We start from the raw sequence: 26343 nt of genomic DNA on the forward strand, positions 1-26343 counted from the left end.
CACAACAGAGAATCGCAAGATTCTCCCAAAAAAGGATTCCCCAACTCCCAAAAGAATCTCTCACCACACACCCTACTGATTCACAACCTCACCCACACGAACCTCTTCCCTGTTCGCCAACGAAAGCACATAATCCCTCAAACTAGGACCTTCAAATGAATCATAAGACTCAATCAACCTACTCACCCTCAAAAAATCCTCCTCAACCGCCTTCCCAATAAATATCTTCGGAAACACCGGCTCAGGATGCACTTCATTCTCATTCAACAATTCCTCAAACATCTTCTCCCCAGGACGAATCCCCGAAAAACTAATCTCAATCTCCTCTTCCGTATAACCCGAAAGCGTGATAAGATTCCTCGCCAAATCCACAATTCTAACCGGCTCGCCCATATCCAAAACAAAAATCTCCCCACCACGCGCCAAAGCACCCGCCTGCATCACAAGCCGAGAAGCTTCCGGAATCGTCATAAAATACCTCGTCATCTCAGGATGCGTCACCGTAACCGGACCACCAGCCTGAATCTGCTTCTTAAACAACGGAATCACACTCCCCCGACTTCCGAGCACATTTCCAAACCGCACCGCCACAAAATCCGTTTGACTCTGCTTGTCCAAATTCTGAATCACCATCTCAGCAATCCGCTTCGTTGACCCCATCACATTAGTAGGATTCACCGCTTTATCAGACGAAACGAGCACGAAGGTGTTCACCCCAAAGGTATCCGCAGCCTCAGCCACATTTTTCGTCCCAATCACATTATTCTTCACCGCCTCTTTAGGATTAAACTCCATCAAGGGCACATGCTTATGCGCCGCTGCATGATAAATAACCGAAGGTTGGTGCTCTTCAAATACCTCAAAAATCCGATCCCGATCCTGAACATCTGCAATCACTGGTACAATCGCAAACTCTTCTTTGTAACGATTTTTCAGCTCCATATCAATCTGATAAATAGAGTTTTCCCCATGTCCCAACAGTACGATCTTCCTCGGTTTAAACTTACAAACCTGCCGACAAATTTCCGACCCAATCGACCCACCAGCACCTGTAACGAGAACCGTTCTCCCGGTAAGTTTCTTTGCTATTGATTTGTCGTCCAGCTCGACCGGATCTCGCCCAAGCAAGTCCTCCACTTGCACTTCCCGAAACTGGTTCACCGACACCTTACCCGAAACAATATCCTCAATCATCGGCATGATTTGCGTCTTCACCTTCGTCTTACTACACTGCTGATAAATACTTTGTACGCCTTTGTGACTCAGTGACGGAATCGCAATGATAATGTTTTCTACTTTATATTTCTCGACGATTTTTGGAATGTTTGCTGTCTTCCCTTGTACCATTACGCCGTAAAATTGCAATTTCTGTTTTCTCGGATCGTCATCTACATAAGCAACCGGTTCAATAGCTGAATCTACGCTCTTTAGTAATTGGCGGACGAGCATCGTTCCCGCTGCACCTGCACCGACGATGAGCGCTCGTTTCTTTTGTTGTTTCGATCTAATAAATCGATCACGATACATTCTCCATGAGAAGCGTGAGCCACCGATGAGAATAATATGTAGCATCCATGTAATTGCCAATACGCGCATGTACATATCTCCATTGATCACAAACTGCACAGCACCCGTTGTCGCAACGGAAAACGTAATGGCTTTGATGATCGCTGCCATTTCTCCAACACTCGCATATTCCCACGCCTTTTGATAAAGACGGTATACAAAGGCAAACACATGATGACTAATGAGTAGAGCGACCGAACTAATGAGTAAGGTTTGTAGCGTATACGTGCTAATTTGTGGGAAAAGAATGAGATAACTAAAATAAATAGCTGATAATACGATGACCGAATCCAACAAAACCAATAAGGAAACTCGGCTTTGGTAGCTCAATGTAATCCCTTCTTTTCTTTTAGTATAGTAATATAATCATGTAGAAAATAAATATTTAATGAAAAAGCACATAGTGAATATGCCCTTTCATTAAATATTTAAAGGGCATTCAACCCCTCCTCACACCACACCACCGACAACGAACGTGTCTAAGGGCTGGGTTTTTCACCAGTCCCACAGCATAGCCGAGTGCCTCCGTTGATAACGGTTAGGAGACATTCCCGGGACCACACGATGTGGGTCAGAAAGGCGTTGCGCCAAGGACGGCGCGCAGTTAGCCTGCCTTCCTTACTTGACGTCGCGACTTTAGCCTTTCATCCTATAATTCTCTAGTTGTGTATTGCTAGAATGTTGTCCTAAAAAATGCCTAAAAACTTCTTCTTTGCAATCCGCTGTGGCACTTCCTGAATGATAGAACTATCTTCCAAAAGCAATTCCGCGTTTTCCGTAAAGTAATACAGCATATCCACTCCATACTTCTTTTCCACAAAGTTCATCGCCTCTGCCATTTTGAACGGTCGGTTTGTCGTGTTGTGTGCGTCTGATGCGATGAAATGCGTTAAGTTTGCCTCGATGATCTGTTGTGAAAATTGCGATATCTTCTTACCGAAATCGCCGACTAAGCTACCTGCTGTAATTTGCGTGGCGGCTCCGTTTTTGACTAGCTGATACAGTTTGCCTGGTCGTTCGATCAGCTCGGCGTTTCTCTCTGGATGCACGATCACAGGGGTTAGGCCGGCTACTTGGATGTCGTACAGTAGCTTGTCCGCATAGAGCGGCACTCCACTTGAAGGAAATTCTATAAATAGGTAGGAAGACGTTTCGTTTAAAGGGAGGATGTCTCCTTTTTTAAGGTCTTCTACGAGTTCTCCGTAAATGCGTGTTTCTTGACCTGGTCGTACTTTCAGGTCAATGTTCTCTTCTTGCAAAGCGTCGTTCAAATCTTGTACGTAGTGAAGAATGTCTGCTTTTGCGTTGTAGTACGTGGTGCTATGGTGAGGGGTAGCAATGACCGTATGGATGCCGTCACGTACGGCTGCTTTTGCCATATTGAGGCTGTCAAATAACGTTTTCGGTCCATCATCAATTCTCGGTAAAATGTGACAGTGAATATCAATCATACGTACCCCTCCTTTAGTCCCGCTTTATTCTATTCTAGCATAACAGTTCGACACTTTTTGTAAACCGGTGTATTTTGTCGAATTGTGTCTAATTATTTTGACCCATAGTAATAGTAGTAATTGGAATTGTCGATTGCCTTGTTGTTCAGCACGACTCCGAGCAACTTTGCTTGTGCTGCTTGTAACAATTCCTTCGCCTTCGTAGCGGTTTCGATTTCGGTATTGCCACTGGATACGACGAGAATCGTACCGTCGCATAAATTTGCCAGCAGTTGAGCGTCTGTCACCGCTAAAACGGGTGGCGTGTCGAATAAAAGCAAATCGTACTCGGTATACGCCTCTTGTAGAAACTCTCCCATCGAACGCGAGCTTAATAGTTCTGCAGGGTTTGGTGGGATCGGTCCACTCGTGAGCACGTCCAGATTTTCAATTCTTGTCGCTCTCACAGCTTCTTGAAAGTCTGCTAATCTCGTCAACACATTCGTTAGTCCTACGGTATTCGCAAAGCTAAACGTGTAGTGGACTGTCGGCTTGCGTAAATCGGCATCGATAAGTAATACTTTTTTCCCTTGTTGTGCAAAAACGACCGCTAAATTGGCTGCTGTTGTCGACTTTCCTTCCCCTGGCCCTGCTGAGGTGACCATGATTGAACGGTATTGTTGATCGACAGAGGAAAACTGGATGTTCGTTCGTAGCGTTCTGTATTGTTCGGATATCGGTGATTTTGGATTGACGTTTGTAATGAGCTTGCGTTGCGTTTGGTTCACCGCTATTCTTCCTTTTCTTTTAAGCACCAACACGCTCACCTCGCCGTTTCTTTTGTTTTTCTTGTCGCTCCATGACCACTTTCTTTACCTCTTGCTCACTAATAGTGGTTACAACCCCCAATACCGGGAGCTCCAGCAGCTTTTCGATATCTTGCTCTGTTTTGACCGTGTTATCCAAGTATTCTAGGAGAAAAGCGAGTCCGACTCCTGCCATGAGACCGACCACGAGGGCGATCGCGATATTGAGTACGGGTTGCGGTTTGATTGGAGCAGGATTTTCCCCAACAACGGCTTGGGCTAATATGCTGACGTTGTCCACGTTCATTAAGTCGACAATCTCAGTTCGGAACACTTCTGCTGTCGTATTGGCGATGTTTGCAGCAACTTGTGGGTCTTCGTCCTGAACCGACAAATTCACTACTTGCGAATCGGTTGCGCTTTGCACGGTGATCTTTTCATTTAGCTGATTCACTGTCATATTTAGGCCCAACTCTTCAATGACTAAATCTAATATGGCTGGGGATTTAATAATGACGTTATACGTGTTAATCAATTGTAAGTTCGTCTGTACTTGACTTGTGTTGTAACCTGTTTGCTCCTCATTCGACTGATTGACTAAGAGCTGTGTTGAAGATTGATAGATTGGGGTTAATAGAAAATAACTAACGATGGCGCTCACAATAGTGGCAATGAGTGTGATAGACAGAATGAGTCGCATGCGTTTTTTTAACGTTTGAAATAATTCTTGTAAACTAATCGTTTCTTCCATGGGGTCCTCCTAAGCTTCTTGAAGTACAAGTACGTGATCTGCTCATTTACACATGATATCTTGAATAAAAAGGATTGCTTCTCTATGATAAAGCAACAGCTTACGAAGACGCAACACCATTCGACCTTTTTTTACAATTCATCCAAAACTATGCAAGTGGTCACCTTGTTTAGCTATTGAAATATATGTTGTATTGTAGCACATTTTGTCGTACTCTTTGTAAGTGAAAGTTTTACCATGAATCTGACTATACTTCCGTTATTTATACATGTTGAACCGTATGACAGACCCATATTCGTAGGAGGAAACTGATTTGAGATCGCAAAAGAGGAAAAAAACTTGGATAAAAGTAACGCTCATCGTCCTCGCGTTACTTTTAATAGGTGGCGGTGCGTATGCGTTTACTGTCTATCAGTCTTTAAATAAAGCAGTTGAAACGATGAATGAACCGATCGATCGCGAAAAATCGACAAGACGTGTTGAAGAAGTGAAGTTTGAGGAGCTGCAGCCGTTTTCTATGTTGTTGCTCGGTGTAGATGAGCGTGAAAATGACGTCGGACGGTCTGATACGATCATCGTCGTGACGGTGAATCCGAACGAAGAATCTATTAAAATGCTCAGCATTCCTCGGGATACGCGCGTCGACATTGTTGGGCAGGGAACGGTTGACAAAATCAATCACGCCTACGCGTTCGGTGGGGTGGACATGTCGATGAATACAGTGGAGAACTTCCTTGATATTCCGATTGATTATTATATGAAGATTAATATGGAGGGCTTTTTAGATATTGTCAATGCGGTTGGTGGTGTGACCGTTGACAATGAATTACAGTTTTCCAATGCAGGGTACGACTTTCCAGTAGGCGAAGTGACATTGAAAGGCGAGGAAGCGTTGGCCTTTGCTCGTATGCGGTATGACGATCCACGCGGCGATTTCGGACGACAAGAGCGCCAACGCCAAATGATTGAGAGCATCATCAAAGAAGGAGCGAGCCTCTCCTCCCTTTGGAACTTTGACGACATTTTTGCCGCGATCGGGAGCAATGTGAAGACGAATTTGACGTTTGAACAGATGATCGATATTCAGCAAAATTATAAGCGTGCCACGAACGACATTACGCAAGATCAAATCGCCGGTAGCGGAACGCGGATTGACGGGATTTACTATTACATTGTGCCAGAGGAAGAAAGAATCGCGGTTCAAAACGAACTGAAAGCACATTTAGAGCTAGACGCAAAGCCAGTCCAGGAGTGATTTCTCTTGTACTGGCTTTTTTGTGGAAAAGGGGCCGAGTTACGCAAAGTCCTAAAAACATATGATGTATCCTATTAGAAAAACAACTTCGGATGTTGATTGATAAACTACATGGGGCTTCACTCGCACCGCCTTGATCACAACTCGACTGCTTTGTGACTAGTTTCCATGCATGGTTGAGTGCCCAGTTCATGGATGTTTTTTGAAAAAGAAAAACTAGGAAGAAAGGCTCCCCCTAGTTAGCGTATTATTCTTCTTCAGATCCGACTAAGAAATCTGGATTCAGTTCTTCAAACTCTTCGTCACTGACGTCGAGCTCCCAATCGTGTTCGTCTTCATAATCTCCTTTATAGACATGGACGACGATCTTCGTTTCTCCTACTACTTCTACAAGTAATTCTCTCTCTGCATTGACAAGAACTTTGTTGCCGTTTGGCGAAATGACGGCCTCTACGCAGTTCGGTTGTTGCAAGACACGCGCGTGCACTTCGTCATCGTCAAAGCAATCTGGGTCACGATACTTCAACTTGATGACGTCTGTGTAAGGTACCTTTTCAGTGACAACCTCTGTTTTTGTGTTGTCATGGTAAGAATACCAAACATTTATGTCATAGTACCCGCTGATCTCGACTGTTTTCCCTTTCTTTTTCGCATCGTATTTATGGTTGATGATCCAGCAACCCAAGATGCTCGAAGGGTTTTCGGACGGGCAAACCGTATGATTGGACTGCGTGAATTTGCGCCCTTTCGCTACGACTGCCTTTGTAATAATCTCTCTGTAGTCAGCCATGCGAGCGAACCTCCTCTAGTGTTTTCACTTCATCCTATGCGGGACAAGAGTCTAGTGTGCGAGGCAATCATGGATTGGATTCCCCGCTTGTTCACTTGGCCTCTGACCGAAGCGGATGGGCACGACCCTAGTTGCATTGTATGCGCATAGGTAGGCGAGGAACACTGATTGCGGGAAAGATGGGCGGGGTGATGGGTGTTACGATCTGTTTGGTGCGTGAGGTGAGCCCTTGCTCGGGAGGTGAGCCCCCTGCTCGGGAGGTGAGCCATTGCTCGGGAGGTGAGCCCCTGCTCGGGAGGTGAGCCATTGCTCGGGAGGTGAGCCCTTGCTCGGGAGGTGAGCCCTTGCTCGGGAGGTGAGCCCCTGCTCAGGATTAGTTCTAGGTGGCGGTTGTACATGTGTGCAGTTTTTGGTGGGTGGATGTGGAGGCAATCGGCTAAGGCCGATTGCTACATGTAAGTTTTAGTTTGGGTTGGGATTTGTGCGTTGGAGTCTGAGCATTTTCCGCTGAGTCTGCGTATCCGGCCCTAAGTCTGAGCATTTTCCGCTGAGTCTGCGTATCCGGCCCTGAGTCTGAGCATTTTCCGCTGAGTCTGCGTATCCGGCCCTGAGTCTGAGCTTTTTCCCCTGAGTCTGCGTATCCGGCCCTGAGTCTGAGCATTTTCCCCTGAGTCTGCGTATCGAGCTGCTGAGTCTGAGCTTTTTCCCCTGAGTCTGCGTATCCGGCCCTGAGTCTGAGCTTTTTCCCCTGAGTCTGCGTATCCGGCCCTGAGTCTGAGCATTTTCCGCTGAGTCTGCGTATCCGGCCCTGAGTCTGAGCTTTTTCCGCTGAGTCTGCGTATCCGGCCCTGAGTCTGAGCTTTTTCCGCTGAGTCTGCGTATCCGGCCCTGAGTCTGAGCTTTTTCCGCTGAGTCTGCGTATCCGGCCCTGAGTCTGAGCATTTTCCCCTGAGTCTGAGCTTTTTCCGCTGAGTCTGCGTATCCGGCCCTGAGTCTGAGCATTTTCCCCTGAGTCTGAGCTTTTTCCGCTGAGTCTGCGTATCCGGCCCTGAGTCTGAGCATTTTCCCCTGAGTCTGCGTATCCGGCCATGAGTCTGAGCTTTTTCCGCTGAGTCTGAGCATTTCCTCCTGAGTCTGCGTATCCGGCCCTGAGTCTGAGCATTTTCCCCTGAGTCTGCGTATCCGGGCCCTGAGTCTGAGCTTTTTCCCCTGAGTCTGCGTATCCGGTCCTGAGTCTGAGCATTTTCCCCTGAGTCTGCGTATCCGGCCCTGAGTCTGAGCATTTTCCGCTGAGTCTGCGTATCCGGCCCTGAGTCTGAGCTTTTTCCCCTGAGTCTGCGTATCCGGCCCTGAGTCTGAGCTTTTTCCCCTGAGTCTGCGTATCCGGCCCTGAGTCTGAGCTTTTTCCCCTGAGTCTGCGTATCCGGCCCTGAGTCTGAGCTTTTTCCCCTGAGTCTGCGTATCCGGCCCTGAGTCTGAGCATTTTCCCCTGAGTCTGCGTATCCGGGCCTGAGTCTGTGTATCACCTTGTACCATCTGAGAATGTTGAACTTTGAACAAGAAAATATTTTTTTGCAGGGTTATAGATTTTATTGTCGAATAGGGTTTCATATGATCTTTTAAAGGAAGTGATAATTTGATTGTAAAGACGAGAGAGTATCCAGCTGTAATTCTAAGTTATGAGGCGTTATTTAGAAGAACCTTCCCGAATCATCGGAAACGCTCTATGATGGAGACTGATTTGGCAATGTACAGGGCCGGCTATAGGGGAGAACAAATACTGGATTATCATTTATCTGGCATCACGAGTCCTCATTTTGCGATTTTCCATAACTTGAGACTCTTCGACCACAAGAATCCCTTCCAGTTGGACACTTTGCTACTCACCCCATCATTTGCACTGATCATCGAGGCGAAACATTTGAGTGGAAAACTTATTTTCGAGAACGATTTTGACCAATGCATTCGTATTAAAAATGATCAAACAAAAGAACGCATCGAAAATCCCATCGCCCAAAGCGCGCGACAACAGTCCCATTTACAATCCTTGTTTAGATGGATGGAAGTAGATAACCTTCCTGTTCACTCCATTGTTGCCTTCACTCATCCTTCTATCATCTTAGAAACGAGCTCACCGCCACCGAAATATATTTCCCAACTAATTCTTGTCGAAAACGTAGTCAATCGGATAAGAAAGCATCACCATTTTCATTCAAAAAATCTTCTAACAACTTCTCAATTTGAACGACTTCAAACACGCCTACTTCATAAACATGCTCCTCTAATTCACGCACTTTTGAAGAAGTATGATATACCACCGGGGACATTGCGCAAAGGGGTTCAGTGTGAAAAATGCAACAATCTATCTATGACATGGAAAAGGCGCAGCTGGGAATGTAGTGTTTGCAAGTTCCGCTCGAGAACTGCACATATAGCTGCTTTGCTTGATTATTTTTTACTAGTTCAACGGAGTATTTCTATTAGGGAATGTTGTGACTTTCTCGGCCTTGATAAACGACATGTTGCCTACTACCTCTTGAATTCTATGGGATTATCCACGGTAGGGAAATCTAAAGCGACGAGATACGTTTTTAACTTTGAAAGTTTTGGTGATGAAGTATTAAATGGGAAAGTTTTGGAAAAAAGTAATTGAATGGAATTTAATCAGTGAGTTTTCGTCCAGGAGTCTGAGCATTTCCTCCCGAGTCTGCGTATCCGGCCCGGAGTCTGAGCTTTTCCTCCCGAGTCTGCGTATCCGGCCCGGAGTCTGAGCATTTTCCCCCGAGTCTGCGTATCCGGGCCTGAGTCTGAGCATTTTCCCACGAGTCTGCGTATCCGGGCCTGAGTCTGAGCATTTTCTCCCGAGTCTGCGTATCCGGCCCGTAGTCTGAGCTTTTCCTCCCGAGTCTGCGTATCCGGGTCTGAGTCTGAGCATTTTCTCCCGAGTCTGTGTATCCGGTCCTGAGTCTGAGCATTTTCCCCTGAGTCTGCGTATCCGGCCCGGAGTCTGAGCTTTTCCTCCCGAGTCTGCGTATCCGGCCCTGAGTCTGAGCTTTTTCCGCTGAGTCTGCGTATCCGGCCCTGAGTCTGAGCTTTTCCTCCCGAGTCTGCGTATCTGGCCCTGAGTCTGAGCTTTTCCTCCCGAGTCTGTGTATCCGGCCCTGAGTCTGCGTATTTCCGGCCTAGTCTGAGCATTCCTCCATGACTCTGTGTATCGTGCAATGATAATAGATCATTTGAAATTAATTCAACTTAGAGTTTATTGAAGCACTCGGCTTGACTCCCCTCCCAAAAAAAAAGCAGCTCACCCAAGGGCTCGCTGCTTCCTTCTTATGATAATTTTGTGCGATTTTTTGTACTTTCCAACTGGGCTCCGGTCATGCCGCGGAGTAGGTCGCCGCCTGTGGATTCGATGATGTCGTTTGTCACGGTGTTGGAAATGGTGTTGGCGATGAGTTGCAGTAGTTCGTTCACTTCCATTTGTGACTGTTTGAATTCTTGGACGAGCGGGATCGCGTCGATTTCTTCTTCAACTTTTGCGATTTTTTCTTCTGTCATCTTCAATGCGCGCTCTTTTCCGAAGTGTTGGAAGTTGACCGCTTGTTTTTGCAGGCTTTTTAGGCTTGCGATGAGTTCGCGTACTTTTTTGTTTTCTTGAATTTGGGCTTCGGCGCGTTTGAAAAAGTCTACTTCTTCGGTTTCAGCGATCATGCGCGCAAGATCGCGTGCTTTTCCTACGATGTCGTCTTTTGTGTATGTTGTCATTTTAGTTCACCTCAGGCTGAGTGCGTACCCGACCATTTCTCCGTCGAGTGACCACGTTTTTGTGTTTGTTACTTTGACTAGGACGAGTTGACCGATGGCTTCTTCTGGCCCTTTGAAATTGACGAGTTTGCTTGTGCGCGTGTAACCGGCGAGCACCTCTGCGTTTTTCTTGCTTTCGCCCTCGACGAGCACCTCGACAATTTCACCTTCGTAGCGGTCCATCGCTCGTTTGCTGAACTCATTGACGAGTGCATTCAAGCGTTGCAGACGTTCCTTTTTGACTTCCATTGGTACATTATCTTTCATCCGAGCAGCAGGCGTTCCTTCGCGCGGTGAGTAGATATAGGTGTATGCGGTGTCAAATCCGACCTCGCGATAGAGCGACATCGTTTCCTCGAACTGTTCTTCCGTTTCGTTCGGGAAGCCGACGATGATATCGGTCGTGAGCACGACGTCTGGAATCGCGCGTTTAATTTTGCCTACGAGCTCTAAAAACTGCTCGCGTGTGTATTTGCGCGCCATGATTTTTAGAATGTCGCTTGATCCAGATTGAACTGGCAAATGAATGTGTTCGACTAGATTTCCCTTTTTCGCTAATACTTCAATTAGATGGTCGTCAAAATCACGCGGATGGCTCGTCATAAAACGAACACGCGCGATGTCGATGCTTCTCAAATCATCCATCAAATCGCCAAGACCATATTCGAGATCATCAAAATCTTTGCCGTACGCGTTGACGTTTTGGCCGAGAAGCGTAATTTCTTTGTAGCCGTGAGCCGCTAGCTGGCGCACTTCGTGAATAATTTCTTCTGGCCGGCGACTCCGCTCTTTGCCGCGTGTGTATGGCACGATGCAGTACGTACAAAACTTATCGCACCCGTACATAATGTTGACCCAACCTTTGATCGAGCCTTTGCGGACGCGTGGCAAGTTTTCGATCACGTCGCCTTCTTTGGACCACACTTCGATGACCATTTCCTTTTGCATGTACGCTTCGTGCAAAATGTTTGGAAGGCGGTGAATGTTGTGCGTGCCAAAGATCATATCAACAAACGGATAGGATTTTAAAATTTTATTGACGACAGATTCTTCTTGGGACATGCAGCCGCACACTCCGAGAAGTAGTCCTGGTTTTTCAAGCTTTAAATGCTTCAAGTGCCCGAGCTCTCCAAACACTTTGTTTTCCGCATTTTCGCGAATCGCGCACGTATTCAGTAGGATCGCATCAGCTTCCTCTGGCACTTCGGTCGGTTCGTAGCCGAGCCCCATAAAAATCCCAGCCATCACTTCTGTATCGTGTTCGTTCATTTGGCAACCGTATGTGCGAATATAGAACTTTTTGCCTTGTCCCATTCCGGCAAACTCTTCTGGAATAGCAAAATCTTTATGGTAAGAGATCTCTTCTTTTCCACGTTTTTTCGCTTCCTTTAACGAAGGAGGCATGTAGACTGCTTGAAAGTATTTGCTGTAGTCTTTCTCTTTTGAAGAAGACTGCTTTGCTTGTTGACTGTGTAGCCGTTGTTCTTCGTTCATTTGAGTTGTAAATCTCCTTTCCTCTGTACAGGGATAAAGGCTACGTTTGCGACGCCTTTCTGACCCACATCGCATGGGACCCCGAGGACTTGTTCATATCTTAACATTATAAGGGCTATGCCTAGGAAATACAATGAACAACGTATGACAACGGACGGGATTGGGCTGTATACTTGATGAAACAAAACTCTGTTAGAAAAGCGGTAGGGTCTGATGGATTATTAACAGAAAAAGAGCCCACCACAACTAGGCGGACTCCTTTGTCACTTTAGATAATATTTAACTCTCTCCCAGCCTTTTCAAACATATCCAACGCTTCTTGCAACTCTTTCTTAGAGTGCTGCGCAGTCACGATTGTGCGCACGCGTGCTTTGCCTTTCGCTACGGTTGGGAAGGCGATTCCTTGGGCAAATACGCCGTGTTCTAATAGTTTGTCTGAGAATTGGTGGCACAGCGCCGCGTCTCCTACAAGTACTGGGGTGATCGGCGTTTCGCTTGGACCGGTTGTGAAGCCGAGGTCAGCGAGTCCTTGTTTGAAGAACTTTGTGTTGTCCCAGAGCTTATCGATGAGTTCTGGTTCTTCTAGCAAAACGTCGATCGCCGCGTCGCAAGCCATGGTGACTGCTGGCGGATGCGATGTACTGAACAAAAACGGGCGGCCTTTATGAATTAGGTAGTCGATGAGTGTGCGCGTGCTGGCCACGTAGCCACCGAGTACGCCGATCGCTTTGGATAAAGTTCCGACTTGGATGTGCACGCGTCCGTCTAGTCCGAAGTGGTTCACCGTTCCGCGTCCGTTCTTACCTAAAACACCTGAAGCGTGGGCATCGTCGACCATCACAAGCGCGTCGTATTGTTCCGCAAGCTCAACGATACGCGGTAGTGGCGCGATGTTTCCGTCCATTGAGAAGACGCCGTCTGTGACGATGATCCGTTTGCGGTAGTCTTGCGTTTCTTTCAGTGCTCTTTCCAAGTCTTCCGTATCGACGTGTTTATACACTTTGCGTCCGGCTTTCGTGAGGCGAATCCCGTCAATGATCGAAGCATGGTTCAATTCGTCCGAGATCACTACGTCTTCTTTAGTCAAAATCGAAGAAAGAACGCCTTGGTTCGTCGTGAAGCCTGATTGGAATACGAGTGAAGCTTCTGTGTGTTTGAATTTCGCTAGCTTTTCTTCTAGTTCTTTGTGCATCGAGAACGTGCCGGCGATCGTGCGTACAGATCCTGTTCCTGCACCATACTGTTCAACAGCGCGCAAAGCCGCTTCGCGTAAGCGCGGGTGACCTGTCAAACCTAAATAGTTGTTAGAAGAAAGCTGGATGACTTCTTTCCCATTAATTTGTACTTTTGAGCCTTGCTCGCTTTCGATCGGTACAAGGTTACGAAACGTTCCTTCTTGCTTCATTTGGTCTAGTTCTGCTTGTAAGTATTCAAAACCTTTCACACTTGTCGCCTCCTGTTTTGCCATTTACGGATGTAATACTACTTTACCACAAGCCCCTTTAATCATCAGGTCAAAGCCTTTTTCGAACTCTTCAAGCGGTAGGTGGTGCGTTAAGATTGGTGTCACGTCGACTTGTCCTGATGAGAGCAGACGCGACGTTTGCTGCCATGTTTTAAACATAAGGCGACCGGTGATTCCTTGTACGGTAAGCCCTTTGAAGACGATATCGTTCGTGACGTCAATCTCGACACGCTTCGTTGGCAAGCTGAGGATGGAAATGCGTCCGCCGTTCGTCGCCATTTTAAAGCCTTGGTCCATCGCCACCGGGTGTCCGCTCATTTCACAAACGACATCGACTCCATGACCGTCTGTGAGTTCTTTTACGCGCGCGACTGGATCTTCTTTGCTTGAGTTAATGACCGTCGTGGCGCCCATTTTTCCCGCGAGTTCTAACCGGTATTCGTTCACATCAAGCGCGATCACATGCGTTGCTCCAGCTGCCTTGGCCACACCGACTGCCATTAAACCGATCGGACCACAGCCAATAATCGCGACGGTTTGACCTGCTACCTCGCCGGATAAGACGGTTTGCACAGCGTTCCCCATCGGTTCCTGGATCGACGCCATATCTTCTGGCAAATTGGCTGGGTTTTTCCATACGTTTGTTGCTGGGACTGCTACGTATTCCGCAAAACAGCCTTGTGTGTCGACGCCGATAATTTGTGTATCTTTGCAGACGTGGTATTTGCCTGTCAGACATTGTGGACATGTACCGCACACGATATGCGTCTCTGCAGATACTTGCTCGCCAACTTGGACGTTTGCGACGGCACTACCGACTTCGACAACCTCGCCGCTAAACTCGTGCCCAAACACGTACGGAGGATTGACTCGACTAGCCGCCCAGTCATCCCACGTATAGATGTGCACGTCCGTCCCACAAATTGACGCCGCTTTTACGCGAACGAGTACATCTGTTGGTCCTACTTTTGGAATCGGGACTTCGCGAAGCTCAGCGCCATATCCTCTTTCATGCTTTACAACTGCTTTCATTGTTATTCCACTCACAGTGAACACCCCTCTATGAATCTACTCTTAGTCTTTATTTAGTATTTTATCATAGGTTCATATATTTGAAAAGTCGTTGTCCATTGCCAGTGCACAATTGACCACTGCCGTGAAACCGTTTACAAAATTCGTCGCACGCGTGCCATCCTCGCAACTCAAACTGGATCAGGCAACGCATTTGCAAAGTTTCGATATAGAAAACCATCGACTTGATCGGCGCTGTAACGTTGAAGAAGCGCGTCTATTAAATTCGGATACTCGCCCGCTTTGCTCAAACCTTTTACCGTTTCTGTAATTCCATCAAAATCGGAACCGAAGCCGACTTGATGCTCCCCACCGAGGGCACATACATGCTCTACATGACGGAGGATATCATCTACCGTCGCAACAGGTTCGCCTGTGAGGAAGTCTGGGACAAACGTGATCCCCATCACACCCTGCCGTTTGAGTAGCGCTGTTATTTGCTTATCGGAAAGATTACGTGCATGTGGTCTAATGGCCGCACAGTTTGAATGCGAAGCAATTGGAAATTGGGCCACTTCCATACAATCCCAAAAGGCACGCTCACACAAGTGCGATACGTCACACCACGTTTTCGTTTCATTGAGGACGTTAACGACTTGGTAGCCAAACGTTGATAGACCGGCGCCACGTGGTTCTTTAGCACCGTCAGCTACAGCGTTCGCGTGGTTCCACGTTAAACCAACGGAACGAACGCCTAGCCGCAGCAATGTGCGAAGTTTGGTGAGGTCCTGCCCAATTGCCTCACACCCTTCCAGCGTGAGGAGGGCTCCCCATTGGTGGGACGTGAGATTTTGTAGTTCCTGTTTGCCCTTAATTAATTTGACATTCGAATGAGCCGCTAAAATTTTCTCATAAAAAATATCAACCATTTGCAAAGCCGCTTCAAAACGAACATCTGGGTGCACGTCGTCCGGGATATACAACGCAAAAGCCTGTGCCTTCATACCGTTTTCTTGTAGCTGCTCATATGTATTGTGCAAGTTTGGACTGTTCTCGAATGAAGTCTCCTGGTTCAGAAGCAACTGCATTAACGTGTCGCAATGTAGATCAAATATCCGCATACTGTACTCTCCCCTTTTCGTTCCATACTATCGCTTTTTTGACCATATGAAAACAACCTATCTACCAATTTGGCAAATAGGTTGTAAAGAATTAGCGCGGTTCTATGATGAGTTTAATGGCGGTACGCTCTTCCCCGTCAATCAAAATGTCTGTAAATGCTGGGATACAAATCAGATTGACACCGCTTGGGGCAACGAAACCTCTAGCAATCGCCACTGCTTTGACCGCCTGGTTCAATGCACCGGCCCCAATCGCTTGAATCTCTGCCACTCCACGTTCCCTGAGGACACCAGCCAGTGCACCAGCTACAGAGTTGGGATTCGATTTCGCTGATACTTTTAAGATCTCCATTCTTTGCGCCTCCTTGTCTTTTCCCTCTACATTACTCATGTACGCGTTAGCTGGAAAATAATCAATGTATCAAGTCCCATTGCTACTATATTCTAGGCAAACACAAGTTATGTCAGCTTGTACGAAGAAAAGCGGAAGGCGCTTGCTCAGGGGAACCGGCTCATCTTGCTTTCCGGAGACAAAGTCGTTCTTTGACTTTTTCGGAGGAAACAAAATGACGCCGCGTCCCCTAGCGCCTGGAGCTGGACACTGAAAAGCGGAAGGCGCTCGTTCAGGGGAACCGGCTCATCTTGCTTTCCGGAGACAAAGTCGTTCTTTGACTTTTTCGGAGGAAACAAAATGACGCCGCGTCCCCTAGCGCCTGGAGCTGGACACTGAAAAGCGGAAGGAGCTCGCTCAGGGGAACCGGCTCATCTTGCTTTCCGGAGACAAAGTCGTTCTTTGACTTTTAAGCGTTAATCTCGGGATATGAGCGTTAATCCCGGGATATGAGCGTTAATCTCGGGATATGAGCGTTAATCCCCGGATATGAGCGTTAATCCCTGGATATGAGCGTTAATCACGGGATATGAGCGTTAATCTCGGGATATGAGCGTTAATCTCGGGATATGAGCGTTAATCTCGGGATATGAGCGTTAATCTCGGGATATGAGCGTTAATCTCGGGATATGAGCGTTAATCTCGGGATATGAGCGTTAATCTCGGGATATGAGCGTTAATCTCGGGATATGAGCGTTAATCTCGGGATATGAGCGTTAATCTCGGGATATGAGCATTAAATCAGTAACTTTCTGCATTTGATGGAACTCTGGATCCCCACACCAAAGTGAGGCAATCAGCAGCTGCCGAATGCCTCCCTCCAAAACCTTAATCAAAAAACGGATGGTCGTCATTAATCAATACTTGTTCGATCTTCGTCGCAGTACCTGTTTTGCTGTCAACGTCCACAACAACCGCACTCAACTGGGTTCTTCCTTCTTTCGGCACTTCAAACCGCTCTGGCAGTTGCGTTCGAAAACGACGTATAATGGTATCCTTTTTTGTGCCAATGACTTCGTCGTACGGTCCGGTCATGCCAACGTCGGTTATGTATGCGGTGCCGTTCGGGAGGATACGCGCGTCGGCTGTTGGAATATGCGTATGAGTGCCGACGCATACCGATACTTTGCCATCGAGAAAGTGACCCATTGCTTGCTTCTCACTCGTCGCTTCCCCATGAAAGTCGACAAAAATGACTTTGTGCTTCGGCTTTAGCTCCTCAAGTATGTTTTCAATCGTTTCGAACGGGCAGTCGATCGGCGGCATAAATGTGCGACCTTGGATGTTGACGACCGCCATATCCGTGCCAAGCACTTTCAATGTGTGCACACCTACTCCTGGGTTCCCTTTAGGAAAATTGGCTGGTCGAATAAGAGCATCTGCCTCATCAATAAAGTCGAATATCTCTTTATTTCCCCACGTATGGTTGCCTAGCGTGACGCAATCAGCCCCCCACTCGCGGAGCTCTCTATAAATTTTATGCGTAATCCCTTTGCCCCCAGCTGCATTTTCCCCATTGACGATCGTCGCGTGAGGCATATACTTTTTACGCAAACGAGGGAGGTATTCTTTAATCATCGTTCTTCCAAGGGAACTCACAACGTCCCCGACAAATAAAATTCGCATGATGAAATCCTTTCTAGTTACAAGCTTTTTCTTATAGCATATACGAAGGGGTCGGGACGGTGCAATAGGTTGAGGGTGTTGCTGCGTAGAGCATTGTCACTAAAATTCAATTTAATAGTCTTGATTACTTGGTGTATTTCATTTGAACTCAGTCTGCGCATCTCCACCCCAGTCTGCGCATCTCCTCCTGAGTCTGAGCATTTCCACCTGAGTCTGCGCATCTCCTCCTGAGTCTGAGCATCTCCTCCTGAGTCTGAGCATCTCCACCTGAGTCTGAGCATCTCCTCCTGAGTCTGAGCATCTCCACCTCAGTCTGCGCATTTCCACCTGAGTCTGCGCATCTCCACCTGAGTCTGCGCATTTCCACCTGAGTCTGCGCATCTCCACCCCAGTCTGCGCATCTCCACCCCAGTCTGCGCATCTCCACCTCAGTCTGCGCATCTCCACCTGAGTCTGAGCATCTCCATCCCAGTCTGCGCATCTCCACCTGAGTCTGAGCATCTCCATCCCAGTCTGCGCATCTCCACCCCAGTCTGCGCATCTCCACCTGAGTCTGCGCATTTCCACCTGAGTCTGCGCATCTCCACCTGAGTCTGCGCATCTCCACCTCAGTCTGCGCATCTCCACCTGAGTCTGCGCATCTCCACCTCAGTCTGAGCATTTCCACCTGAGTCTGCGCATCTCCATCCCAGTCTCGCATCTCCACCTGAGTCTGAGCATTTCCACCTGAGTCTGCGCATTTCCACCTGAGTCTGCGCATTTCCACCTGAGTCTGCGCATCTCCACCTGAGTCTGAGCATTTCCACCTCAGTCTGAGCATTTCCACCTGAGTCTGCGCATCTCCACCCCAGTCTGCGCATCTCCACCTGAGTCTGCGCATCTCCACCTCAGTCTGCGCATCTCCACCTGAGTCTGAGCATCTCCACCTCAGTCTGCGCATCTCCACCTGAGTCTGCGCATCTCCACCCCAGTCTGCGCATCTCCACCTCAGTCTGCGCATCTCCACCTCAGTCTGCGCATCTCCACCTCAGTCTGAGCATTTCCACCTGAGTCTGCGCATCTCCACCCCAGTCTGCGCATTTCCACTTGAGTCTGTGGATTCTTTTAGTTTATGTGCAACAAAAAGACTCAAAAGCACAACTAAGCGCCTTTGAGCCTTCCGTTACGTTATTTCGCGTATTCGACTGCCCTTGTTTCGCGGATGACGGTCACTTTAATGTGGCCTGGATAGTCTAGCTCGCTTTCTATCCGTTTGCGTATGTCGCGGGCGAGTCGATGTGCCTCTAGGTCGGTGATTTGGTCTGGCTTCACCATAATGCGTACTTCGCGTCCGGCTTGGATCGCAAAGGATTTTTCTACTCCGTCGTAGGACTCGGAAATTTCCTCGAGTTTTTCTAAGCGGCGGATGTAATTCTCTAGCGTTTCGCTTCTGGCACCCGGTCTTGCGGCTGAGAGTGCGTCTGCAGCTGCCACCAGTACGGATATAACAGAAGTTGGGTCCTTGTCTCCGTGGTGGGAAGCGATGCTGTTAATGACGGTCGGATGCTCTTTGTACTTAGTGGCTAACTCTACGCCGATTTCGACGTGACTGCCTTCCACCTCGTGGTCAATCGCTTTTCCGATGTCATGAAGCAATCCTGCGCGTCTTGCTAGCGTTTCGTCTTCACCGAGTTCCGCGGCGAGTAGCCCGGAAAGTTGCGCTACTTCCATGGAGTGTTTCAGCACGTTTTGTCCGTATGAAGTACGGAATTTCAAACGACCAAGAATCTTCATGAGGTCTGGGTGTAATCCGTGGACTCCTACTTCAAACGTCGTCTGTTCTCCGATTTCGCGGATGTGTTCGTCAACTTCGCGGCGTGCTTTTTCTACCATTTCTTCAATTCGAGCAGGATGGATGCGCCCGTCCTGAACGAGTTTGTCTAACGCAATACGTGCTGTTTCACGGCGGATCGGATCGAATCCCGATAAAATGACCGCTTCTGGCGTATCATCAATGATTAAATCAATACCAGTAAGCGTTTCAAGTGTGCGGATATTTCGACCTTCACGTCCGATGATACGACCTTTCATCTCGTCATTTGGTAAATTGACGACAGAGACGGTTGTTTCGGCTACGTGGTCGGCAGCACAACGTTGTATCGCTAAGGACAAAATGTCTTTTGCACGTTTATCCGATTCCTCTTTCACTCGGAACTCATTTTCCCTTACCATGATGGCAACGTCTTGAGCAAGCTCGTTTTCGACGCGCTCCAAGATGATCGACCGTGCATCGTCACGGGTGAGACTGGAAATGCGTTCAAGTTCGGCTTGTTCTTTACGAACCATCTCATTCACTTTGCTTTCCATCTCTTCAATATGCTGTTGTCTGTCGTTAAGAGAATCCTCCTTTTTATCTAACGTTAACTCACGTTTATTTAAGGAATCATCTTTTCGGTCTAGATTCTCTTCTTTTTGGAGCAGTCGGTTTTCCTGCTTCTGCAATTCATTCCGCCTGTCACGAATGTCCGATTCAGCTTCTGTACGAAGCTTGTGGTTTTCATCCTTCGCTTCTAACAGCGATTCTTTTTTTAGAGAATCTGCTTCTCTCTTTGCGTCTTCCACAATTTGATCGGCTGCATGTTTAGCTCCGGTTACTTTCGCTTCGTAAACGGATTTGCGAACAAAATAACCTACAACGATACCGACGAGAAGGCCAAGCAAAATGAAGATGATGATTTCAAGTATGCTCATCATGTCACCTCCTCTTGCTATGAACTTGTTTTCGGTTTCATGTCGGCATGTACATCATTGGCACTGGTACACAATACCGCCATTGTTTGGCTTTTCTTACCTTTAGTTTCTCACACTAGTAAGGATGAAAGGCTAAGGTCGCTCCGTCTAGTTAGGAATGCCTGCTAATTACGCGCCGTCCGTGTAAGGGACCTCGGCTAACTTTGCGATGTTCATGTCGCAACGCCGAGCTACTCACATCTCTGTGAGCGAACGCAGATATACTGGCATCCTTGGCGAGCGCAACGCCTTTTTGACCCACGTTGTGTGGACCTTATGTTCATCTTATGAGAAACGATGAACCTTCCACTAGGCCGTAAACTCGACCTATGCGAAGAATTTGTTAAATATACATGTTCATTTTACGTTGCACATGGAAGGCTTGTCAAGGGAAGGTGGCGGAATGTGCTTTTAATAGGAAGAAAGGGGCAGCTCACACTCATTTTAGTTGTGTGGCTGCCCTCTGTTGTGATAAGAGATGCGAAGGATTGATTACGATAGCTCGTCAAGCTCTAGCGGGTCTTGCATCTCTTCTTCTCTTGTAAGGTTCTTCTCGTCAAGTCCATAATGGTCCCGAACAGCGGTCTGAACTTCGGAAAGAATGTTTTTATTTTCCTTTAAGAACAGTTTTGCGTTCTCGCGTCCTTGACCAAGTCGTTCCCCGTTATACGAGTACCAAGCACCGCTTTTTTGAATAATATCTAATTCAGATGCCATATCGATTAATTCGCCTTCTTTTGAGATGCCTTCGCCGTACATAATATCAACTTCTGCCACGCGGAATGGTGGCGCAACTTTATTCTTCACAACTTTCACTCGTGTTTTGTTTCCTACGATGTCGTTCCCTTGCTTCAATTGTTCCGCTCTTCGTACTTCCAAACGTACAGAGGAGTAGAATTTAAGCGCACGTCCACCAGGAGTCGTTTCAGGATTCCCAAACATCACGCCGACTTTTTCACGAATCTGGTTAATGAAAATAGCGATCGTTTTCGATTTACTAATCGCACCAGATAACTTTCTAAGCGCTTGGGACATCAGTCTCGCCTGTAGTCCGACGTGCGTGTCACCCATCTCCCCTTCAATTTCCGCTTTCGGGACAAGAGCGGCAACAGAGTCGATGATTACGATGTCAACCGCTCCACTTCGAACTAATGCTTCCGCGATTTCCAACGCTTGCTCCCCCGTATCTGGCTGGGAAAGGAGAAGCTCGTCGATGTTGACCCCTAGTTTTTGCGCGTAAACAGGATCCAAGGCGTGCTCAGCATCAATAAACGCCGCTTGACCACCCTTTGCTTGTACTTCCGCGATGGCATGCAATGCAACGGTCGTTTTACCAGAGCTCTCCGGTCCGTACACTTCCACGATTCGTCCGCGCGGATAGCCCCCTATTCCTAGCGCCACATCCAAAGCTAAGGAGCCACTCGGCATCGTAGAAACTTTCCGATCGGTCTGCTCTCCTAATTTCATAATAGACCCTTTACCAAACTGCTTTTCTATTTGTTTTAACGCCATATCGAGCGCTTTTTGACGATCACTCACGGACAGTTCCTCCTTTTGTCTAGCTACAAGCGCTCACAAGTACTGGGAATCGGCTTCGTAACCAGCACGTTACCTTTTGGCCGAAGTATCTTTCGATCAGTTCCCCTATTCGAACACTTACGCTTCTTTCAACTTATCTTCACTATACCTTGTTTTGCGACGTTTGCCAAGGAAAAAAGCGAACATTTATTCGGTAAATTCCACACACTAGTAATCAATGAAAAAATCGCTTTCTCTTATAGAAAAAAGCCCTTTTACAGAGAAAACGATCCATTTTTTAAGTTGTCAAACTATTGGGGTATGTCTTTCAGAAGAGCAAACAACGCGTGCTGCACGGCGCGATGGCGAATGTTTCGCCGCGATCCTGCTAGTTGTAACGGAAACACTTTCGTCGGCTTTTCTCGTTGGGAGATCGCTACGAAGACGGTGCCTACTCGTTTATTTTCTTGTTCAGACGGACCGGCCACTCCGGTAAAGCTGAACGCAACGTCACAATTCAGTTTATCTCTCGCGCCCTCTGCCATTTCCTTCGCGCATTCGCTACTGACGGCTCCTGCTTCGTGTAAGGTCACAGGCGAAACCCCGAGCAAGCTTTGTTTTATTTCATTACTATAGGCGACGACACTCCCTTTAAAAACTTGACTTGAGCCTGGAATCGCTGTGAGTTGCTCTGCAAACAAGCCTCCGGTGAAGCTCTCGGCAGATCCACACGTCCATCCTTTTGCTTGTAGCCATTCAATAGCTCGTTCGTGAAGGCCTTTGTCACCGTACCCATAGAAGTACGTGGACAGTCTTTTTTGAACCGCCTCTTCTGTAGCCTGCAATAAGTGATTGGCCTCTGCTTCTGTCGTTGTTTTTGCCGTCAACCGCAGCGTTACCTCGCCGTCTTTGGCTAGCGGTGCGATCGTTGGGTTTGTTTGCTCATCCAGTAAATCTTGAATGATCACTTCTAACGCTGCCTCGCCAATGCCAAAGAAACGGAGCACGCGCGAATGAATGGTTGCAGCCTCTTCATTGTGAACAAAATAAGGTTCTACACACGTTGTGTACATCGGTTTCATTTCTTTCGGTGGCCCCGGCAAAAGCACATATGTCGTGCCTTCAAATACGTACGCCATTCCAGGAGCCATCCCCCACTGGTTCAAAAACACGGTAGCACCTGCCAACACGAGCGCCTGTTGCCGGTTGTTGTCTGTCATCACGCGACCTGTTTGCTGGAAATAGTTCACTATTGCCGCTAGCGCTTCTTCATCGGTTGTCAACGTTGTCCCGACGTGTCGTGCGACCGTATGCTTTGTTAAATCGTCTTTTGTCGGGCCTAGTCCGCCTGTTAAGATGACGATTTTTGATCGATTGTGTGCACTATTGAGCGTTTCTTTTAGGCGAGCCGGGTTATCTCCTACGACGCTATGAAAATATACATCAATCCCGATTCGGGCGAGCTGTTGGGATAAAAATTGCGCGTTGGAATTGACAATTTGTCCGAGTAAAAGTTCCGAGCCTACCGCAATGATTTCTGCTCCCTTTTTCATGAGACCCCTCTTTTCCACGGTTACTTGCTATTAGAAAACACGCTTCTGTTTGCATAAAAATAGTCCCATCCCGACCATAGTGTGAAAAACAAACTTATGTATAGGAAAATAGTCCCAAACGGAATTCCGAATGATTCAAACGGGATGTTGTACAAAAGTAGTGAGGCAATTGCAATGATTTGCGTTGTCGTTTTAATTTTGCCTAACTGACCCGCCGCGTTGACTTCTCCTTTGCCAGCCAAAATCAGGCGCAGTCCTGTGACGGCGAATTCACGACTGATGATGGTGATCACGACCCAGGAAGGTGCGAATCCGATGTCGACAAGGACGATCAGCGCAGCAGAAACAAGTAATTTATCTGCTAACGGATCGAGAAATTTCCCTAAATCTGTCACCAAATTTTGCTTGCGCGCGATATAGCCGTCAATCCAGTCAGTTGTGGACGCAAAAATGAATAGCAACGCGCCAAGGAAGTGATGCCAAGGAAGGGTCACGTCGCCGACTTCGAGTGCGCCCCAATCCCAGTCAATGACCATTAGTAGGACAAAAATAGGGATGAGCAAAATTCGTGATACGGTAATCTTATTCGGTAAATTCATAGCTAGTGGCTCCTTATACATAGGAAGGAGACTCCATAGAGCTACTACGAAGTCTCACAGTCATATTGTTATTGTGTGGCTCTTACGAGTACGATGTTTTGCGGATTTGCCCCTACAGGTTCTTGGAATGCGACTGATTCTCCGTTCACTTCAAGGAATGTGTTTACTGGACTTCCTGTGCGAATACGAATTTCCGTCTCTCCAGAGAAGTCAAACGTTTCTCTTCTCGGTTCGCCGGCATCGTTGGTCGTCACGCCTTCAGCAAGGAAAGTCTCACCCGCTCCATTCGTTACGCTGATCCAAGCGGCATTCCCGTCCAGGCTACCTATTACTACAGCAAACGCTTCGCCTGTCACCTCATACGTTGTCGTCCCATTTTCTTGTGAAACTTGTGCTAACGTAGTGGCCGGGGCCTCTTCTTCAGGGGTTGTTTCTTGTTCAGTTTCCTCAGATGGGGTTGTTTCCTCTTCATCAGGCGTTACTTCTTCGTCTGCGGGGTTAGGATCATTTTCATTTTCGCTGTACGAACTGTCTTCTGTTCCTTCTTCAACGGGAGTTTCTTCGCCCGTCTGGTTGTCAGACTCTCCGCCGTTATTGATGACGAAGAAATAGTAGAAGAGGAAGATAAGACCAATCACAAAAGCAGCAACGAGCAAAGTCGGAAGCGCACGTAACACTTTCGTAGAAGATACACTAGAAGAAGTAGCTGTCGTGCTTGTTTTACGCGTTTTCACACGCGACAACCCCTCTGGGACGGTCTCCTGTTGTGTGACAGGAATCTCTTTCGCGTACTCTTGGAAAATTTCATCAGGGTCTAATCCGACAGCCTCCGCATATTGCTTAATAAAAGCGCGCACGTAAAATTGACCAGGCATACCGCTATAGTTGCCCTCTTCAATTCCTTTTAAATAGCGCTTTTGTATTTTGGTTTTACCTTGAAGGTCTTCAAGAGAGTATCCCTTCTCCTCTCGTGCCTCTTTCAAACGGTTTCCCAATTCTGTCAAGTGAAACACCTACCCATACGCTTGTTAAAAATCGAACCCACCAAAATCTGAGTCGGAAAACATCGTTTCATTAGACACGACCTCGTAGGTAATCTCTTCATTTGGATCATGGCGAAGCTCAATAATATAGTCAAAATCTTCTAATGTGTATTCCGTATGTTGGACAAAAATATCTGGGTGCTCAATGACTTTCACAGCCTCTAAGCGCATTAGCTCTCTGATCAGCTGCCAGTGCTTTTCGTTGGAACGTCTAGCAGACACAATGCCGTCCACTAAAAAAATGTTTTGTTCGCTATACTCATCTTCAATAAGCTGACTGCGAACGGTTTGTTTTAGCAAAGTTGAGGAGACGAACAGCCACCTTTTATTCGCGCAAACACTTGCCGCCACAACTGATTCTGTTTTGCCAACCCGTGGCATTCCACGAACCCCAACCAGTTTATGTCCTTCTTGCTTAAACAATTCTGCCATAAAGTCAACAAGCAAACCAAGCTCATCCCGCTCAAATCGAAACGTTTTTTTGTCATCAGCATCTCGTTGTATGTAGCGACCGTGTCTTACAGCAAGCCGGTCACGCAATTTCGGTTCGCGTATTTTTGTCACATGGATCGTTTCCATCGTATCTAAGATGGAGGCCAAACGTTTCATCTGGCTGTCTTCCCTTGATAATAAAAGCATGCCACGCCTACCTTCGTCAACCCCGTTAATCGTCACGATATTAATCGAAAGCATGCCGAGCAAAGAAGATATATCCCCTAAAAGTCCCGGTCGGTTCCGTTGTATTTCATATTCCATATACCACTCTTTCATCTCTACCCATCCCTTCCACCTATTGAGACGGTTTAACTTTCTGCAAAGTTTCATCTAATTGACAGTACGTCACTTACCATGATAAAGGATTTTGTCTGAAGAGAAAAGTGTAGAGGAAAGATTTTCTACAATTATCGAGGAATTTCACGTACTTTTGGTGATGAAATAGTCATGTATACGTAAAAAAGAGAGGTTGCCCCCTCTTTTTCTAGTGCTGTTGCTGTCCACCGTTGTTTTGAACGAGCTTGACCATCATGTTGGCAATCGCGTGTTGCTCTTGTGGAGTAGCAACGGACCAAAGATCTGCAAGCACTTTTTCTTGGTCGTTTTTCGCTTGAACTTGGTTCGCAAGGTAATCACCGATTTGGTATGCCAAATCGTTGACGACGTTCTCGTTCATACCTTCGTTTTGCGCATGGTGTAAGCGGTCACCTAAAAAGTCTTTCCACTCTTGCCAGTTCTCAAGAACAGACATGCAAAACCCCTCCTTTGGATGAAAGTCGTAATTAGTTTGCGATGGTTGGGGGTGTTTTATACACAGATAATTGCTGCTGTGCTTGAATTAAGAACGCTAGGCAAT

General features: G+C 47.2%; 21 protein-coding genes and 1 pseudogene. 2 read left to right on the top strand and 20 right to left on the bottom strand.

Annotated elements, in window-relative coordinates:
* Nucleotides 1–72: 72 nt before the first annotated feature.
* The 4 genes from HHK01_RS08200 to HHK01_RS08215 all read right to left on the bottom strand — a co-directional run bounded on the left by HHK01_RS08200 (nucleotide 73) and on the right by HHK01_RS08215 (nucleotide 4553).
* Complete coding sequence (locus HHK01_RS08200; protein WP_170007329.1) at nucleotides 73–1896, bottom strand: polysaccharide biosynthesis protein; 1824 nt, start codon at nucleotides 1894–1896, stop codon at nucleotides 73–75.
* A 356-nt stretch (nucleotides 1897–2252) separates the two neighbouring features.
* Nucleotides 2253–3017 (bottom strand): tyrosine-protein phosphatase, encoded by a 765-nt coding sequence (locus HHK01_RS08205; RefSeq protein WP_170007330.1) that lies wholly within the window; start codon nucleotides 3015–3017, stop codon nucleotides 2253–2255.
* A 92-nt stretch (nucleotides 3018–3109) separates the two neighbouring features.
* Nucleotides 3110–3814 (bottom strand): CpsD/CapB family tyrosine-protein kinase, encoded by a 705-nt coding sequence (locus HHK01_RS08210; RefSeq protein WP_170007331.1) that lies wholly within the window; start codon nucleotides 3812–3814, stop codon nucleotides 3110–3112.
* Complete coding sequence (locus HHK01_RS08215) at nucleotides 3804–4553, bottom strand: YveK family protein (RefSeq protein WP_170007332.1); 750 nt, start codon at nucleotides 4551–4553, stop codon at nucleotides 3804–3806. The genes HHK01_RS08210 and HHK01_RS08215 overlap by 11 nt, the downstream gene beginning before the upstream one ends.
* 313 nt (nucleotides 4554–4866) lie before the next feature.
* Here HHK01_RS08215 and tagU point away from each other — a divergent pair, with 313 nt between their 5' ends.
* A complete protein-coding gene (tagU, locus tag HHK01_RS08220; protein WP_170007333.1) occupies nucleotides 4867–5808 on the top strand; it encodes a polyisoprenyl-teichoic acid--peptidoglycan teichoic acid transferase TagU in 942 nt (313 codons plus the stop codon).
* Nucleotides 5809–6055: 247 nt separating this feature from the next.
* Here tagU and HHK01_RS08225 read toward each other — a convergent pair whose 3' ends face one another.
* Nucleotides 6056–6598, bottom strand: coding sequence for an outer spore coat protein CotE (locus tag HHK01_RS08225; RefSeq protein WP_170007334.1), 543 nt, complete (start codon nucleotides 6596–6598; stop codon nucleotides 6056–6058).
* Nucleotides 6599–8345: 1747 nt separating this feature from the next.
* Here HHK01_RS08225 and HHK01_RS15925 point away from each other — a divergent pair.
* Nucleotides 8346–8690: pseudogene (locus tag HHK01_RS15925) on the top strand (nuclease-related domain-containing protein); the annotation flags it as partial.
* Nucleotides 8691–8778: 88 nt separating this feature from the next.
* On the opposite strand, the gene HHK01_RS15575 reads toward HHK01_RS15925, so the two are convergent.
* The 15 genes from HHK01_RS15575 to HHK01_RS08300 form a co-directional block, all read right to left on the bottom strand.
* A complete protein-coding gene (locus HHK01_RS15575) occupies nucleotides 8779–8916 on the bottom strand; it encodes a hypothetical protein (protein WP_228027752.1) in 138 nt (45 codons plus the stop codon).
* A 1012-nt stretch (nucleotides 8917–9928) separates the two neighbouring features.
* Complete coding sequence (locus tag HHK01_RS08235; protein ID WP_170007336.1) at nucleotides 9929–10363, bottom strand: YlbF/YmcA family competence regulator; 435 nt, start codon at nucleotides 10361–10363, stop codon at nucleotides 9929–9931.
* Between the two features lie 6 nt (nucleotides 10364–10369).
* The gene (miaB, locus tag HHK01_RS08240) at nucleotides 10370–11896 is read right to left on the bottom strand and encodes a tRNA (N6-isopentenyl adenosine(37)-C2)-methylthiotransferase MiaB (protein ID WP_170007337.1); all 1527 of its coding nucleotides are present in this window, start codon (nucleotides 11894–11896) and stop codon (nucleotides 10370–10372) included.
* 268 nt (nucleotides 11897–12164) lie between these two features.
* Complete coding sequence (locus tag HHK01_RS08245) at nucleotides 12165–13364, bottom strand: glycine C-acetyltransferase (RefSeq protein ID WP_170007338.1); 1200 nt, start codon at nucleotides 13362–13364, stop codon at nucleotides 12165–12167.
* Nucleotides 13365–14393 (bottom strand): L-threonine 3-dehydrogenase, encoded by a 1029-nt coding sequence (gene tdh, locus HHK01_RS08250; RefSeq protein WP_170008722.1) that lies wholly within the window; start codon nucleotides 14391–14393, stop codon nucleotides 13365–13367.
* 170 nt (nucleotides 14394–14563) lie between these two features.
* On the bottom strand, nucleotides 14564–15493 hold the full coding sequence (locus HHK01_RS08255) for a dipeptidase (protein WP_170007339.1): 930 nt from the start codon (nucleotides 15491–15493) through the stop codon (nucleotides 14564–14566).
* A gap of 91 nt (nucleotides 15494–15584) precedes the next feature.
* Nucleotides 15585–15845 (bottom strand): stage V sporulation protein SpoVS, encoded by a 261-nt coding sequence (gene spoVS / locus HHK01_RS08260; protein ID WP_170007340.1) that lies wholly within the window; start codon nucleotides 15843–15845, stop codon nucleotides 15585–15587.
* An 867-nt stretch (nucleotides 15846–16712) separates the two neighbouring features.
* The gene (locus HHK01_RS08265) at nucleotides 16713–17510 is read right to left on the bottom strand and encodes a TIGR00282 family metallophosphoesterase (RefSeq protein WP_170007341.1); all 798 of its coding nucleotides are present in this window, start codon (nucleotides 17508–17510) and stop codon (nucleotides 16713–16715) included.
* Between the two features lie 1167 nt (nucleotides 17511–18677).
* Nucleotides 18678–20243, bottom strand: coding sequence for a ribonuclease Y (gene rny, locus HHK01_RS08270; RefSeq protein ID WP_170007342.1), 1566 nt, complete (start codon nucleotides 20241–20243; stop codon nucleotides 18678–18680).
* 528 nt (nucleotides 20244–20771) lie between these two features.
* On the bottom strand, nucleotides 20772–21818 hold the full coding sequence (gene recA, locus HHK01_RS08275) for a recombinase RecA (protein ID WP_170007343.1): 1047 nt from the start codon (nucleotides 21816–21818) through the stop codon (nucleotides 20772–20774).
* A gap of 290 nt (nucleotides 21819–22108) precedes the next feature.
* A complete protein-coding gene (locus tag HHK01_RS08280) occupies nucleotides 22109–23350 on the bottom strand; it encodes a competence/damage-inducible protein A (RefSeq protein ID WP_170007344.1) in 1242 nt (413 codons plus the stop codon).
* Nucleotides 23351–23370: 20 nt separating this feature from the next.
* Complete coding sequence (gene pgsA / locus HHK01_RS08285) at nucleotides 23371–23949, bottom strand: CDP-diacylglycerol--glycerol-3-phosphate 3-phosphatidyltransferase (RefSeq protein WP_170007345.1); 579 nt, start codon at nucleotides 23947–23949, stop codon at nucleotides 23371–23373.
* Between the two features lie 68 nt (nucleotides 23950–24017).
* Entirely contained in the window at nucleotides 24018–24962 is a 945-nt protein-coding gene (locus HHK01_RS08290) for a helix-turn-helix domain-containing protein (protein ID WP_407646899.1), read from the bottom strand.
* A 15-nt stretch (nucleotides 24963–24977) separates the two neighbouring features.
* Nucleotides 24978–25763, bottom strand: coding sequence for a DUF3388 domain-containing protein (locus HHK01_RS08295; protein WP_228027521.1), 786 nt, complete (start codon nucleotides 25761–25763; stop codon nucleotides 24978–24980).
* A 208-nt stretch (nucleotides 25764–25971) separates the two neighbouring features.
* Nucleotides 25972–26238, bottom strand: a complete 267-nt coding sequence (locus tag HHK01_RS08300) for a DUF3243 domain-containing protein (RefSeq protein ID WP_170007348.1) — start codon at nucleotides 26236–26238, stop codon at nucleotides 25972–25974.
* Nucleotides 26239–26343 lie beyond the last annotated feature (105 nt).

Origin of the sequence: Bacillus fonticola (genome assembly GCF_012955605.1) — a bacterium.
Lineage (GTDB): Bacteria > Bacillota > Bacilli > Bacillales > JC228 > Bacillus_CG > Bacillus_CG fonticola.